The sequence below is a fragment of the Nonomuraea sp. NPDC048916 genome (genome assembly GCF_040649575.1).
GTDB lineage: Bacteria > Actinomycetota > Actinomycetes > Streptosporangiales > Streptosporangiaceae > Nonomuraea.
The window spans coordinates 57,571-71,137 of record NZ_JBEZFS010000024.1 but is presented as its reverse complement, the minus strand read 5'-3'; the positions used below and the strand labels follow the sequence as shown (position 1 = coordinate 71,137).

Annotated in this window: 14 protein-coding genes; 11 read left to right on the top strand and 3 right to left on the bottom strand. The window is 71.0% G+C overall.

Going from position 1 to position 13,567, the window contains the following annotated elements; translation table 11 throughout:
* The first annotated feature begins 5 nt into the window (after positions 1-5).
* Complete coding sequence (locus tag AB0C16_RS25665) at positions 6-1,013, top strand: ornithine cyclodeaminase family protein (RefSeq protein ID WP_357686454.1); 1,008 nt, start codon at positions 6-8, stop codon at positions 1,011-1,013.
* A 4-nt stretch (positions 1,014-1,017) separates the two neighbouring features.
* Positions 1,018-1,689: a GntR family transcriptional regulator gene (locus AB0C16_RS25660; protein WP_357686453.1), complete on the top strand. Its 672-nt coding sequence runs from the start codon at positions 1,018-1,020 to the stop codon at positions 1,687-1,689.
* Here the strand turns inward: AB0C16_RS25660 and AB0C16_RS25655 are convergent.
* Complete coding sequence (locus tag AB0C16_RS25655) at positions 1,681-2,598, bottom strand: EamA family transporter (protein ID WP_357686452.1); 918 nt, start codon at positions 2,596-2,598, stop codon at positions 1,681-1,683. The two genes, AB0C16_RS25660 and AB0C16_RS25655, sit on opposite strands and share 9 nt — an antisense overlap.
* 138 nt (positions 2,599-2,736) lie before the next feature.
* Here AB0C16_RS25655 and AB0C16_RS25650 point away from each other — a divergent pair, with 138 nt between their 5' ends.
* Positions 2,737-3,933, top strand: a complete 1,197-nt coding sequence (locus tag AB0C16_RS25650; protein WP_357686451.1) for an MFS transporter — start codon at positions 2,737-2,739, stop codon at positions 3,931-3,933.
* Here the strand turns inward: AB0C16_RS25650 and AB0C16_RS25645 are convergent.
* Both AB0C16_RS25645 and AB0C16_RS25640 read right to left on the bottom strand, forming a co-directional pair.
* Positions 3,895-4,668 carry an ABC transporter permease gene (locus AB0C16_RS25645; RefSeq protein WP_357686450.1) on the bottom strand — a complete coding sequence of 258 codons (774 nt, stop codon included), beginning with the start codon at positions 4,666-4,668 and terminating at the stop codon, positions 3,895-3,897. The two genes, AB0C16_RS25650 and AB0C16_RS25645, sit on opposite strands and share 39 nt — an antisense overlap.
* Positions 4,665-5,573: an ABC transporter ATP-binding protein gene (locus AB0C16_RS25640; protein WP_357686449.1), complete on the bottom strand. Its 909-nt coding sequence runs from the start codon at positions 5,571-5,573 to the stop codon at positions 4,665-4,667. Before AB0C16_RS25640 ends, AB0C16_RS25645 begins: the two co-directional genes overlap by 4 nt.
* Before the next feature lie 144 nt (positions 5,574-5,717).
* On the opposite strand from AB0C16_RS25640, the gene AB0C16_RS25635 reads away from it, so the two are divergent.
* The 8 genes from AB0C16_RS25635 (at position 5,718) to AB0C16_RS25600 (ending at position 13,565) form a co-directional block, all read left to right on the top strand.
* Positions 5,718-6,494: a VOC family protein gene (locus tag AB0C16_RS25635; RefSeq protein WP_357686448.1), complete on the top strand. Its 777-nt coding sequence runs from the start codon at positions 5,718-5,720 to the stop codon at positions 6,492-6,494.
* 92 nt (positions 6,495-6,586) lie between these two features.
* Positions 6,587-7,810: a multidrug effflux MFS transporter gene (locus AB0C16_RS25630; protein WP_357686447.1), complete on the top strand. Its 1,224-nt coding sequence runs from the start codon at positions 6,587-6,589 to the stop codon at positions 7,808-7,810.
* 176 nt (positions 7,811-7,986) lie between these two features.
* Positions 7,987-8,694 (top strand): metalloregulator ArsR/SmtB family transcription factor, encoded by a 708-nt coding sequence (locus tag AB0C16_RS25625; protein ID WP_357686446.1) that lies wholly within the window; start codon positions 7,987-7,989, stop codon positions 8,692-8,694.
* Entirely contained in the window at positions 8,691-10,103 is a 1,413-nt protein-coding gene (gene sufB, locus AB0C16_RS25620; protein WP_357686445.1) for a Fe-S cluster assembly protein SufB, read from the top strand. Before AB0C16_RS25625 ends, sufB begins: the two co-directional genes overlap by 4 nt.
* On the top strand, positions 10,103-11,227 hold the full coding sequence (gene sufD, locus AB0C16_RS25615) for a Fe-S cluster assembly protein SufD (protein WP_357686444.1): 1,125 nt from the start codon (positions 10,103-10,105) through the stop codon (positions 11,225-11,227). The genes sufB and sufD overlap by 1 nt, the downstream gene beginning before the upstream one ends.
* Entirely contained in the window at positions 11,224-11,541 is a 318-nt protein-coding gene (locus AB0C16_RS25610; RefSeq protein WP_357686443.1) for a non-heme iron oxygenase ferredoxin subunit, read from the top strand. The genes sufD and AB0C16_RS25610 overlap by 4 nt, the downstream gene beginning before the upstream one ends.
* 3 nt (positions 11,542-11,544) lie before the next feature.
* Positions 11,545-12,291: a Fe-S cluster assembly ATPase SufC gene (gene sufC, locus AB0C16_RS25605; RefSeq protein WP_357686442.1), complete on the top strand. Its 747-nt coding sequence runs from the start codon at positions 11,545-11,547 to the stop codon at positions 12,289-12,291.
* Positions 12,288-13,565 (top strand): cysteine desulfurase, encoded by a 1,278-nt coding sequence (locus AB0C16_RS25600; protein ID WP_357686441.1) that lies wholly within the window; start codon positions 12,288-12,290, stop codon positions 13,563-13,565. The genes sufC and AB0C16_RS25600 overlap by 4 nt, the downstream gene beginning before the upstream one ends.
* Positions 13,566-13,567: the final 2 nt, after the last annotated feature.

Genomic DNA, 13,567 nt, shown 5'->3' with positions numbered 1-13,567 from the left:
CGGTCATGAACGCCCTGCCCTTTCTCGACGCCGCCACCATCGACCGCCTGGTGCCCGTGGCCCGGGCCGTGCAGCTCCTCGAGGACGCCCTGCGCGCCGGGCTCGATCCCGAGGCCACGCCGCAACGGCCCGTGGTCGAGCTGCCCGCCGGGCAGCTCCTGCTGATGCCCGCCGCGGCGGGACGGTACGCCGGCGTCAAGGCGGTCACCATCGCGCCCGGCAACGCCGGACGCGACCTGCCCCGGATCCAGGGCACCTACCTGCTGTTCGACGGCGAGACCCTGGCCCCGCTGGCCGCCCTGGACGGCATCGCGCTCACCTCGTCGCGCACGCCCGCCGTCACCGCGCTGGCCGTCCGGCACCTGGCCGAGCCGGACGCCCGCGACCTGGTGGTGTTCGGCACGGGGCCACAGGCGTGGGGGCACATCGTCGCGCTCGGCGCCGTACGGCCGGTCGAGCGCGTGACCGTCGTCGGCCGCGACCGCGGGCGTACGGAGGCGCTCGCGGACCGCTGCCGCGAGCGCGGGCTGATCACCCGCGCCCTGCACGGCGGGCCGCGGGCTCCCGCTCAGGGCGGCGGCCGGGAGGCGCCTCCTGCCGCGGAGGTGGACGAGGCCCTCGCGGAGGCGCTGGCCGGGGCCGACCTCATCGCCTGCTGCACGACCGCGAGGGAGCCGTTGTTCCCCGGTAAGCTCGCCCGAGACGGCGCCACCGTCGTCGCGATCGGCTCACACGAGCCCGACGCCCGAGAGCTCGACGGCGACCTGATCGCCCGCGCCACCCTGGTCGTCGAGGCCAGATCGGCCGCCCTGGCCGAAGCCGGCGATGTGATCGTCCCGATCCGCCACGGTACGATCACCACTGGTCATCTTGCCGGAAACCTCGCCGACCTGGTCGGCGGCCGGGTTTCCGTGGGCTCCGGGCCCCGCGTGTTCAAGGGCACGGGCATGGCCTGGGAGGACCTGGTGGTCGCGGCGGCCGCGTACGAAGCGTGGAACGCAGGGAAGGGATGAGCGGATGGCTGACCGGCTCGACCTGCCGACGGTGGGTGAGCGGCAGAGCCTGCGCGAGCAGGTGGCGCACGCGCTCCGTGCCGCGCTGATCACCGGCGAGATGCGGCCCGGCGTGGTCTACTCCGCGCCGATGCTGGCCCAGCAGTTCGGCGTCTCCGCGACGCCGGTCCGTGAGGCGATGCTCGACCTGGCCAAGGAGGGCCTGGTCGAGGCCGTGCGCAACAAGGGCTTCCGGGTGACCGAGCTGTCCGACCGCGATCTCGACGAGCTGACCGAGATCCGGCGGCTGATCGAGGTGCCGACCGTGACCCGCCTGGCCGACGCCTCGCGCGCCGCCGACTTCGAGCGGCTCAGGCCGCTCGCCGAGGAGATCGTCGCCGCCGCCGAACGCGCCGACCTGCTCGGCTACGTCGACGCCGACCTGCGCTTCCACGTGGAGCTGCTGGCCCTGTCGGGCAACTCCCACCTGGTGGCCGTGGTCAGAGACCTGCGCAACCGGGCCCGCCTCTACGGCCTGTCACAGCTGGCCACGCGGGGCGGGCTGGCCGACGCGGCCCGCGAGCACCTGGCCATGCTCGACGCGCTGGCCGAGGGCGACCAGGCGGCCGTGGGGCACATCATGGCCGAGCACATCCACCACGTCCGCGGCATCTGGGCGGGTTCGGCCTCATCCTGACCGGGGGGCCCGGGTCGAGCCGAGGCTGGCGGCCACGATGCAGACGATGGCGGCCCACTGCTGCGCGTGCAGGATCTCGCTCAGCACCAGCACGCCGATCAGCGCGGCCACCGCGGGCTCCAGGCTCATCAGGATGCCGAACACGTGCTTGGGCATGTGCCGCAGCGCCTGCAGCTCCAGTGAGTACGGGATCACCGACGACAGCAGCCCCACCCCCACCCCGATCAGCAGCAGCTCCGGCTGGAGCAGGCTCGCGCCGCCCGTCGTGACGCCCACGGGCGCGATGAGCACGGCCGACACGATCATCGCGAACGACAGCCCCGATGTGCCGGGGAAGCGCTGCCCCGCCGCGGCCGACAGCAGGATGTACGCCGCCCAGCAGGCGCCCGCCACCATCGCGAAGCCGATGCCCGCCCAGCTCACCGTCTCCGAGTCGCCCCACGGCGCGAGCAGCGCCACACCCAGCCCCGCGAGCCCGATCCAGACCAGGTCGAGCCGCCGCCGCGACGCCGCCACCGCCACGCCGAGCGGCCCGAGGAACTCGATGGCCACGGTGATGCCCAGCGGCAGCCTGGACAGCGCCTCGTAGAACGACAGGTTCATCAGCGCGAGCGTCGCGCCGAAGGCCAGCCCCAGCGCCCAGTCGCGCCAGGACATGCCCTTCAGCTTCGGCCGTGCCACCGCCCCCAGGATCAGCGCGCCCGCCGCGATGCGCACGAACACCACCGCGCTCGGCGGCAGCGCCGTGAACAGATCCTTGGCGAACCCGGCGCCGAGCTGCGCGGAGAAGATCGCCAGCAGCACCAGCCCGGACGGCGGGATCGAGTCGGCCGCCGTGCGGAGCAGGGTCCCCGGCCGTGGCAGACCGGAGCCGCGGTCCAGGGGATCGTCGAGGGCGAAGGCGGTCACGGAACTCCTCGCAGGACAACAGGGGCAATTGCTAAGGGCAATCGCTAGAGGCTAGCCCGTGGTGGCGATATTTCTGCACTTAGGGTGGTACTACCGGGTATCTGGATCACGAGGCGCGGTTCCCCCGACCATGGAGGCATGACGGCACTCGCCCCACCCATCACGCTCGCACGGCCACCGCTCGCCCTGTCCGTGGCGTCCTTCGTCAGCAGCTTCGACCGGTTCGCCGTGAGCCCGATGCTGGTCCTGATCGCGCTGGACCTGCGCGTGCCGCTGGCCGCGGCCGTGGCGGCGGCCAGCGGGTACTTCCTCGCCTACGGCCTGTCGCAGCCGCTGTGGGGCGTGCTGTCCGACCGCTTCGGACGGGTGCCGGTGATGCGGGCGGCCCTGCTCGGCGCCGCGGTCGCCGGGATCGTCTCGGCCCTGATGCCGGCGCTCGGCGCGCTCATCGCCGCCCGGATCGTCGCCGGCGCCTGCTTCGGCGCGGTGATCCCCACCTCGCTCACCTACGTCGGCGACACGGTCGAGCCCTCGATCCGCCAGCGCGCCCTGACCGACCTCATGGGCGCCACCGCGCTCGGCACCGCCGCGGCCACCGGGCTCGGCGGCGTGCTGTCCGACCTGGTCGACTGGCGCCTGGTCTTCACCGTGCCCGCGGTCTTGGCGCTGGCCTGCGTGATCTGGCTGCGCTGGGTGCCCGAGCCGCCCCGCGGCCCGAGCGGCCGGCTCGGCACGCACGTCGGCGCGGTGCTCAGGCACCGCTGGGCGTTACTGGTGTTCGCCCTGGCCTTCGGGGAGGGCGCCGTGCTGCTCGGCGTCATGCCGTTCCTCGCGCCCGCGCTGCAGCACGACGGGGTCACCGCCGCCGTGGCCGGGCTCGCGACGGCCGTCTACGGGGTGGGCCTGTGGCTGCTCACCCGGCTGGTCAAGCGGTTGTCACGCAGCTGGCCGGCGCCGGTGCTCATCGCCGTCGGGGGGACGCAGCTGTGCGCGGGCTACGCCCTCGTCGCGGCCCACGTGGGCCTCACGACGGTGATGGTGGCCGCGCTGTTGTTCGGCGGCGGCTGGTCGTTCATGCACTCGTCGCTGCAGACCTGGGTGACGTCCGTCACGCCGCAGGCCAGAGGCACCTCCGTGGCCTTCTTCGCGGCGGCCCTGTTCGTCGGCAGCGCGGTCTCCTCCTGGGCCGGCGGCCCGCTGGCGGGCAACGGCTCGTATCCGCTGTTGTTCGGCGTGGCGGCGGCCGTCGCGCTGCCGCTGACCGTGGTGGCCGCCGTCGGCAGGCACCGTTACGGCTCACTCCCAGCGGAAGAAACGGGAGGCCAGGCCCAGTGACACGACCGCCCAGGCGGCCAGCACGGCGATCGCCCCCAGCGGCAGCGCGCCCGCGGTGAGCACCGCGCGCAAGCCGCCGGTCAGCGCCGAGATCGGCAGCAGCTCCAGCACGGACCGCATGCCGGACGGGAACTTCGACAGCGGGAACACCACCCCGCCCACGCCCAGCAGCACGAGGTAGACGAGGTTGGCCGCAGCCAGCGTCGCCTCGGCCCGCAGGGTGCCCGCCATGAACAGCCCGAGCCCGCTGAAGGCCGCGGTGCCGAGCACGATCAGCAACGCCGCGGCCAGGAAGGAGCCCTGCGGCCGCCAGCCGAGCGCCAGGGCCACGGTCACGATCACCACGACCTGCACCAGCTCCACCGCGAGCACGGCCAGTGTCTTGGCCAGCATGAGCCCCGGCCGCGACAGAGGGGTGGCGCCCAGCCGCTTGAGCACGCCGTAGCGGCGCTCGAACCCGGTCGCGATCGCCTGCCCGGTGAACGCCGTCGACATGATCGCCAGCGCGAGGACGCCGGGCGCGAGGAAGTCGACCCGGCTGCCCCCGCCGATGTCGACCAGCGGCGCCAGCGAGAAGCCGACGAGCAGCAGGACCGGGATGATCAGCGTCAGCAGGAGCTGCTCGCCGTTGCGCAGCGTCGCGCGCATCTCGGCGCCCGCCTGCGCCAGCACCATGCGCGGCAGCGGCGCCGCGCCCGGCGCGGGTGTGAGGTCGAGCGTGGTCGGCGTGGTCATCGCAGCTCCCTGCCGGTCAGCTCGAGGAAGACGTCTTCCAGGGTGCGGCGCTCGATGCGCAGGTCGTCGGCCGTGACGCCCTCGGCCGCGCACCAGGCGGTCACGGTGGCCAGCAGCTCGGGATCGACCAGACCCTCGATGATGTAGTGGCCGGCGGGCGACTCCTTGGCCGCGCTGCCCACCGGCAGCGCGTTGAGCAGCTCCTCCAGCGCGAGGCCGGGCCGGGCGCGGAAGCGCAGCTGGCGCTCGGCCCCGGTGAGCGAGGCGGGGCTGCCCTCGGCCACCACCCGGCCCCTGTCGATGATCACCACCTGGTCGGCCAGGCGCTCGGCCTCGTCCATGTGGTGCGTGGTGAGGACCACCGAGACCCCGGCGGCGCGCAGCTCGCTCACCAGGTCCCAGCAGGCGTGCCTGGCCTGCGGGTCGAGCCCGGCCGTCGGCTCGTCGAGGAAGACCAGCTCGGGCCTGCCGATGACCGCGGCGGCCAGCGAGAGCCGCTGCTGCTGTCCGCCGGACAGGCGGCGGTAGGGCGTGCGGGCGTGCTCGGCCAGGCCCAGCCGCGCCAGCAGCGCCCGCGGGTCCAGCGGGTGGGCGTGGAAGCGGGACACCAGGCGCAGCCACTCGGCGCAGCGCATCGCCGGCGGCACGCCGCCGGCCTGCAGCATGACGCCCACCCGAGGGCGCAGCCCCGGCGCGGCGGGCGGCTCGCCCAGCACCCGGACGGTGCCCGAGTCGGCCCTGCGGAACCCCTCGCAGATCTCGATCGTGGACGTCTTGCCGGCTCCGTTGGGGCCGAGCACGGCGGTGATCGCGCCGACCTCGGCGCGCATGGACAAGCCGTCGACCGCGGTGGCGCCGCCGTAGCGCTTGACCAGGTCGGTGATCTCGACGGCTGGGGAGTCCATGGGACGAGTTTAGGGACTGTCCGGCGTGGTCCGGCTCGCACCCCGGCGTGGCCGGATATGGACATGTGTTGACTCGTCTTTTCTCGGCAGGCCCCTGCGCGGGGTGAAAGTCTGATGACGAGGTCCACGTCACAGGAGGTAGCAATGTCACAGCGCAGCGGCTACGAACCGGGCGTTCCGTGCTGGGTGGATCTGTCGAGCACCGACGTCGGCGCGTCCGTCCGCTTCTACGGCGAGGTCTTCGGCTGGGGAGTCGAGATGATCGACGACCCCCGAGCCGGCGGCTACGGCCAGTTCACCTACGACGGCAGGAAGGTCGCCGGGGTGGGACCCGTGTCCGGAGAGGAGGGCGCCCCGGCCTGGAACACCTACATCGCCACCCGGGACGCCGCCGCCACCGCCGACCGGGTCAAGAACTCCGGCGGCACCGTCGTCGTGGACCCCATGAGGGTGTTCGACGAGGGCACGATGGCCGTCTTCCAGGGGCCCGACGGAGCGTTCGTGTCGGTCTGGGAGGCCGACCGGCACCACGGCGCCGAGCTGGTCAACGAGCCCGTCTCGTTCTGCTGGAACGAGCTCGTCACCCGCGACGTCGCCGCCGCCGAGCGGTTCTACCAGGCCGTCTTCGGCTGGACGCCCCACCTGCAGGAGCTCGACGGCGTCGGCTACACCGAGTGGCGGGTGGACGGCAGGGGCATCGCCGGCATGATGGAGATGACCCCCTCCTACCCGGCGGAGACGCCCTCCCACTGGATGGTCTACTTCGCGGTCGCCGATCTGGACGCCACCGTCGGCACCGCGCGGCGTCTCGGCGCGCACGTGCTCGTCGACTCGACGGACGCCCCTCCGGGGCGGTTCGGGATGTTCGTGGATCCACAGGGCGCCGCCCTTTCTGTCATCCAACTTCACGAAATCGAATGAAAAGTCAGATATTCGGGAATTAGGAGGACCGGATTCCGGTTTGATCCCTCGGCCCTCGTGGGCCACAGCCCACGAGGGAGAGGTGTTCACGCATGTCCGTGGCAGAAGCCGCGCCGGCCGCCACCAACGAGAGAGGCCGCCCTCGCGGACTGCTGCTGTTCATCCTGGGGGCCCTTTCGGCCATCGGGCCGCTCTCGATCGACATGTACCTCCCCGCGCTGCCCGCCATCACCGACGAGATGCTCAGCGTCCCCGCCCAGGTGCAACTGACCCTGACCGCCTGCCTCATCGGCGTGTCGGTAGGCCAGGTGATCGCGGGGCCGGTGAGTGACGTGCGCGGGCGCAGGATGCCGCTGATCGTCGGTGTGGCCGGGTTCGCGATCGCCTCCCTGCTGTGCGCCTTCGCCCCGTCGGTGCCGATGCTGATCGTGTTCCGGCTGCTCCAGGGCATCCTCGGCGGCGCGGCCCTGGTGATCGTCCGGGCCGTGGTGCGCGACCTGTACGAGGGCGCCGCCATCGCCCGCGTCTTCGCCACGCTCATGCTCGTCAGCGGCCTGGCCCCGATCCTCGCCCCGATCGCGGGCGCCCAGCTGCTGGCCTTCACCTCCTGGCGCGGGGTGTTCGTCGCGCTCAGCCTGGCCGGGCTGGCGCTGCTGCTGGCCGTGATCCCCGGCGTCCGCGAGACCCTGCCCGCCGGCAAGCGTGAGGGCGGCGGCCTGCGGCACACCGCGCTCACCTTCTGGCGCCTGCTGCACGACCGGCCGTTCATGGGCAGCGCGCTCACCGCCGGCATGTCGTTCGCCGCGATGTTCGCCTACATCTCCGGCTCGCCGTTCGTCCTGCAGGAGGTGTACGACGCCACGCCGCAGCAGTATTCGCTGGTCTTCGGGCTGAACGCGCTCGGCCTGACCCTCATGGCGCAGGTCGGCGGGCGGCTCGCGGGCCGGGTGGCGCCGGAGCGCCTGGTCCTCATCGGCCTGGTCGTCTCCCTGGTGGGCGCCTGCGCGCTGCTGGTCGCCGCGGTCACCGGGATCGGCCTGGCGGGCGTCGTGGCGGGGCTGTTCGTCATCATGTGCGGTCAGGGCCTGGTGCTGCCGGGCACCGGCGCGCTGGCGCTCGCGGGCCAGCCGCCGCAGGTCGCGGGCAGCGCCTCGGCGTTGCTGGGCGTGCTCCAGTTCGCGCTGGGCGCGTTCGCCGCGCCGCTGGTCGGCCTCGCGGGATCGGGTACGGCGGTGCCGATGGCCGGGGTCATGCTCGGCCTCCTCGCGCTTTCCGCCGTGATGTTCACCGTTCTCGGCCGGCATTTTGTTAGGTAAGCCTTACCTGCGTGAGAAATTGCATTGACTGAGTGTGCGGATCCGTTTGTCGGCGGGGAAGGAATTACGGCACACTGATGTTGTCAAAACAGGGAGCGAACCCGACGCAGTGAGCGAAGTGGGGGGCGCCGCCCACACGAGCTTCCCGCGAGCGAACGAGGAGTGGTGAGCGACCGATGAACTACGTGCCCACTATTGAGCCAGGCAGCGAGCGCGGCACCCGCGCCCGCGTCGCCAGGCTGATTCTGGAGCACGGTCCCGTCTCGGCCGCCGCGCTGGGCGAGCGGCTCGGGCTCACGCCCGCGGCCGTCCGCCGCCACCTCGACGCGCTGCTGACCGACGGGATGATCGAGCCTCGCACGGCACGACCGCGCGGTCAGCGCGGGCGGGGGCGGCCGGCCAAGCTGTTCGCCATCACCGACGCGGGGCGCAGTGCCTTCGAGCACGCCTATGACGACCTGGCCGGGAGCGCGCTGCGTTTCCTGGCCGAGCGCATGGGACATGAAGCAGTGGCCGACTTCGCCCGCTCACAGGTCTCGGGCCTGCTGACGCGGCTGGAGCCGGTCATGCGGACGGTGCCGGCTGACCAGCGCGTGCAGGTGCTGGCGCAGGCGCTGTCGGCAGAGGGATACGCCGCCTCGGCCAGCAAGGCCAAGTCCGGCGGCGACCAGCTCTGCCAGCATCACTGCCCGGTGGCGCACGCGGCGGCGGAGTTCCCGCAGCTGTGTGAGGCCGAGACGGAGGCGTTCGCGCAGCTGCTCGGCACGCCGGTGCAGCGCCTGGCCACCATCGCCCACGGCGACGGGGTCTGCACGACACATGTGAGCCCGCAATCGCTGGGTGATCCCGCACATAGAGACAAGAGCAAGGAGACCGGAAGGTGACTGTCACCGACCGCCCGGAGCTGGAAGGCCTCGGGAATTACAAGTTCGGCTGGGCCGACTCGGATGTCGCCGGGGCGACGGCCAGGCGTGGCCTGTCCGAAGAGGTCGTCCGCAACATCTCCGAGCTCAAGAACGAGCCGGAGTGGATGCTGGACCTTCGCCTGAAGGGCCTCCGGCTGTTCCACAAGAAGCCGCTGCCGACCTGGGGAGCCGACCTCACGGCCATCGACTTCGACAACATCAAGTACTTCGTGCGCTCGACCGAGAAGCAGGCCGCTTCCTGGGAAGAGCTGCCCGCCGACATCAAGAACACCTACGACAAGCTCGGCATCCCCGAGGCGGAGAAGCAGCGCCTCGTCGCCGGTGTCGCCGCCCAGTACGAATCCGAGGTCGTCTACCACAAGATCCGTGAGGACCTCGAGGAGAAGGGCGTCATCTTCGTCGACACCGACACGGGCCTGAAGGAGCACGAGGAGCTCTTCAAGGAGTACTTCGGCTCGGTCATCCCGGTGGGCGACAACAAGTTCGCCGCGCTCAACACCTCCGTGTGGTCGGGTGGCTCGTTCATCTACGTGCCGCCGAACGTCGAGGTCGAGATCCCGCTGCAGGCCTACTTCCGGATCAACACCGAGAACATGGGCCAGTTCGAGCGGACCCTGATCATCGTCGACGAGAACAGCTACGTCCACTACGTCGAGGGCTGCACCGCGCCGATCTACTCGTCCGACTCGCTGCACTCCGCGGTCGTCGAGATCATCGTGAAGAAGAACGCCCGCTGCCGCTACACGACCATCCAGAACTGGTCCAACAACGTCTACAACCTGGTCACCAAGCGCGCCGTGGCCTACGAGGGCGCGACCATGGAGTGGATCGACGGCAACATCGGCTCCAAGGTCACGATGAAGTACCCCGCCGTCTACCTGATGGGCGAGCACGCCAAGGGCGAGACGCTGAGCGTCGCCTTCGCGGGCGAGGGCCAGCACCAGGACGCCGGCTCGAAGATGGTGCACCTTGCTCCCCACACGAGCTCCAGCGTCATCTCCAAGTCGGTCGCGCGTGGCGGCGGCCGCACCTCCTACCGCGGTCTCGTGCAGATCGAGGAGGGCGCCCACGGCAGCGCCAGCACGGTCAAGTGCGACGCGCTCCTGGTCGACCAGATCAGCCGCTCCGACACCTACCCCTACGTCGACGTCCGCGAGGACGACGTCCGGATGGGTCACGAGGCCACGGTCTCCAAGGTCAGCGAAGACCAGCTGTTCTACCTCATGAGCCGCGGGCTCGACGAGGACGAGGCGATGGCGATGATCGTGCGCGGCTTCGTGGAGCCGATCGCGCGCGAGCTGCCGATGGAGTACGCGCTCGAGCTCAACCGCCTCATCGAGCTGCAGATGGAAGGAGCCGTCGGCTGATGGGCCTGAACGAGAAGCCCTTGTCGACCCTGCACGAGAAGGCGTCCTACGACCTGGACGACTTCGAGGTCCCGACCGGGCGCGAGGAGGCGTGGCGCTTCACGCCGCTGTCACGCCTGAGAGGGCTGCACAACGGCAAGGCGGAGGTCACCGGTCAGGCGCTGGTGCAGGCCTACACCCCGGCCGGCGTGACCGCCGAGTGGGTCGGGCGCGAGGACCCGCGGATCGGCCGGGCGTACGTGCCGGCCGACCGGGTCAGCGCGCAGGCGTACAACTCCTTCGAGAAGGCGCTGGTCATCACCGTGCCCAAGGAGTCGCTGCTCGGCGAGCCGATCCGCGTCGAGGTGCGCGGCGGCGGCGCCGACGGCGCCTCCTACGGACACATCGTGGTCAAGGTCGAGGCGCTCGCCGAGGCGCTGGTCGTCATCGAGCACCAGGGCAGCGCGATCTACGCCGACAACATCGAGTTCGTGGTCGGCGACGGCGCCTCGCTCAAGGTCGTCACCCTGCAGGACTGGGCCGACGACGCCGTCCACGTCTCCCACCACCACGCCCAGCTGGCCAGGGACGCGACGTTCCGCGCCTTCGCGGTGACCCTGGGCGGAGATCTCGTACGGCTGTCGCCCAGCGTCTCCTTCACCGGCCCCGGCGGCGACGCCGACCTGTCGGGCGTCTACTTCGCCGACGCCGGCCAGCACCTGGAGCACCGCCTGCTGGTCGACCACTCGCAGCCCAACTGCAAGAGCAACGTCGACTACCGCGGCGCCCTGCAGGGCGAGGACGCCCACACGGTCTGGATCGGCGACGTGATCATCAGGGTCGAGGCCGAGGGCACCGACACCTACGAGCTCAACCGCAACCTCATCCTCACCGACGGCGCCCGCGCCGACTCGGTGCCCAACCTGGAGATCCTCACCGGCGAGGTGGCCGGCGCGGGGCACGCCTCGACGTCGGGGCGCCTCGACGACGAGCACATCTTCTACCTCCAGGCCCGCGGCATCCCGTTCGACGAGGCCCGGCGCCTGGTCATCAGGGGATTCCTCGGCCAGCTCATCGAGAAGATCCAGATCGATGAGCTCCGCGAGCGCGTGATGAGCGCGGTGGAGGCGGAGCTCGCGCGATGAGTTTCGAAAAGGTGTGCCGCATCGGCGACATCCCCGACGGCGGGGTCATCGGCGTCGAGGTGGGGGAGACGCCGGTCGCGCTGGTGCGCAAGGGCGAGGAGATCTTCGCGCTGCACGACGTGTGCTCCCACGCCGAGGTGAAGCTCAGCGAGGGCGAGGTCTACGACGGCACTCTGGAGTGCTGGCTGCACGGCTCGTGCTTCGATGTCCGCTCGGGCAAGCCCACCGGGCCTCCCGCCACCAAACCCGTGAACGTCTACACAGTCAAGATCGACGGCGATGACGTGCTCGTCTCGCTCTCGAAGGAGTCATAACGCATGTCCACCCTAGAGATCCGTGACCTGAAGGTCGCCGTCGAGGACAAGGAAATCCTGCGCGGCGTCAACCTCACCGTGAAGTCGGGCGAGACCCACGCCATCATGGGCCCCAACGGCTCCGGCAAGTCCACGCTCGCCTACGCCATCGCCGGTCATCCCAAGTACACGATCACCGGCGGCCAGGTGCTGCTCGACGGCGTCGACCTGCTCGAGCTGTCCGTCGACGAGCGCGCCCGGGCCGGGCTGTTCCTCGCCATGCAGTACCCCGTCGAGGTCCCCGGCGTGTCGGTGTCCAACTTCCTGCGCTCGGCCGTCACCTCGATCCGCGGCGAGGCGCCCAAGCTGCGCCAGTTCGCCAAGGACCTCAAGTCCGGCATGGACGCCCTGGCCATCGACGGCGCGTTCGCCCAGCGCAACCTCAACGAGGGCTTCTCCGGCGGTGAGAAGAAGCGCCACGAGATCCTCCAGCTCGAGCTGCTCAAGCCGAAGATCGCGGTGCTCGACGAGACCGACTCCGGCCTCGACGTCGACGCGCTGCGCGTGGTGTCCGAGGGCATCAACCGCTTCCGCGCCTCGGGTGAGACGGGCGTGCTGCTCATCACCCACTACACGCGCATCCTGCGCTACGTGACGCCCGAGTTCGTGCACGTCTTCGCCGGTGGCAGGATCGTCGAGGAAGGCGGGCCGGAGCTGGCCGAGAAGCTCGAAGCCGAGGGCTACGAGCAGTACACGAAGGCGAGTGCATGACTTCCACCAGCTTGGACGTGGAGAGGATCAGGAAGGACTTCCCGGTTCTCTCCCGCGAGCTGCCCGGCGGGCGTCCGCTCGTCTACCTCGACTCGGGCAACTCCTCCCAGAAGCCCACGCCGGTCGTCGAGACCATCCGTGAGCACCTGGCGATGCACTACAGCAACGTCGGGCGCGCGATGCACGTGCTCGGCGCGGAGTCGACCGAGGCCTTCGAGGCAGCACGCGACAAGGTGGCCGCCTTCGTCGGCGCCCCGTCGCGCGACGAGGTGATCTTCACCAAGAACGCCTCCGAGGCGCTCAACCTGGTCGCCTACTCCTTCGGGCGGCATCTGTGGGGCGGCGCGGCCGACACCGATCCCCGCTTCACGCTCGGCCCCGGGGACGAGATCGTCATCTCCGAGATGGAGCACCACTCCAACATCGTGCCGTGGCAGCTGCTCGCGCAGCGCACCGGGGCGACGCTGAAGTGGTTCGGCGTGACCGACGACGGCCGGCTCGACCTGTCCGGCATCTCTGAGCTGGTGACCGAGCGAACGAAGATCGTGTCGATCGCCCACCAGTCCAACGTGCTCGGCACCGTCAACCCCGTCGCCGACGTGCTGGCGCGGGCCCGCGAGGTGGGCGCGCTGATGATGCTCGACGCCTCACAGTCGGTGCCGCACCACCCGGTGAACATCGCCGAGCTGGGCGTCGACTTCGTGGCCTTCACGGGTCACAAGATGCTCGGCCCCTCGGGCATCGGCGTCCTCTGGGGGCGGGGCGAGCTCCTTGAGGCGATGCCCCCGTTCCTGGGCGGCGGCGAGATGATCGAGGCCGTCTGGATGGACCACTCGACCTACGCGCCGATCCCGCACAAGTTCGAGGCCGGCACCCCGCCGATCGTCGAGGCCATCGGTCTCGGCGCGGCCGTCGACTACCTCCAGGGAGTCGGCATGGAGGCGGTGGAGGCCCACGAGCGCTCGCTGACGGCCTACGCGCTGGAGGCGCTGCGGGAGGTGCCCACGCTGCGGCTGATCGGGCCCGACTCCCTTGAGCGGCGCGGCGGCACCCTGTCGTTCACGCTGGAGGGGATCCACCCGCACGACGTGGGCCAGATCCTCGACGACGCGTTCGGCATCGCGGTGCGCGTCGGTCACCACTGCGCCCGCCCGCTGCACCTGAGGTTCGGAATACCGGCGACCACCCGGGCGTCGTTCTATCTGTACAACACCACGGGCGAGATCGACGCCCTGGTCCGCGGCCTCCATCATGTTCAGAAGGTGTTCGGATAGCC

What these genes read in the sequence shown, in the direction of transcription:
- AB0C16_RS25665 (WP_357686454.1), top strand. Translation starts at nt 6, where the DNA reads ATGAACGCCCTGCCCTTTCTCGACGCCGCCACCATCGACCGCCTGGTG.
- AB0C16_RS25600 (WP_357686441.1), top strand. Translation starts at nt 12,288, where the DNA reads ATGACTTCCACCAGCTTGGACGTGGAGAGGATCAGGAAGGACTTCCCG.
- AB0C16_RS25630 (WP_357686447.1), top strand. Translation starts at nt 6,587, where the DNA reads ATGTCCGTGGCAGAAGCCGCGCCGGCCGCCACCAACGAGAGAGGCCGC.
- AB0C16_RS25635 (WP_357686448.1), top strand. Translation starts at nt 5,718, where the DNA reads ATGTCACAGCGCAGCGGCTACGAACCGGGCGTTCCGTGCTGGGTGGAT.
- AB0C16_RS25625 (WP_357686446.1), top strand. Translation starts at nt 7,987, where the DNA reads ATGAACTACGTGCCCACTATTGAGCCAGGCAGCGAGCGCGGCACCCGC.
- AB0C16_RS25650 (WP_357686451.1), top strand. Translation starts at nt 2,737, where the DNA reads ATGACGGCACTCGCCCCACCCATCACGCTCGCACGGCCACCGCTCGCC.
- AB0C16_RS25610 (WP_357686443.1), top strand. Translation starts at nt 11,224, where the DNA reads ATGAGTTTCGAAAAGGTGTGCCGCATCGGCGACATCCCCGACGGCGGG.
- AB0C16_RS25645 (WP_357686450.1), bottom strand. Translation starts at nt 4,668, where the DNA reads ATGACCACGCCGACCACGCTCGACCTCACACCCGCGCCGGGCGCGGCG.
- AB0C16_RS25640 (WP_357686449.1), bottom strand. Translation starts at nt 5,573, where the DNA reads ATGGACTCCCCAGCCGTCGAGATCACCGACCTGGTCAAGCGCTACGGC.
- sufC (WP_357686442.1), top strand. Translation starts at nt 11,545, where the DNA reads ATGTCCACCCTAGAGATCCGTGACCTGAAGGTCGCCGTCGAGGACAAG.
- AB0C16_RS25660 (WP_357686453.1), top strand. Translation starts at nt 1,018, where the DNA reads ATGGCTGACCGGCTCGACCTGCCGACGGTGGGTGAGCGGCAGAGCCTG.
- sufD (WP_357686444.1), top strand. Translation starts at nt 10,103, where the DNA reads ATGGGCCTGAACGAGAAGCCCTTGTCGACCCTGCACGAGAAGGCGTCC.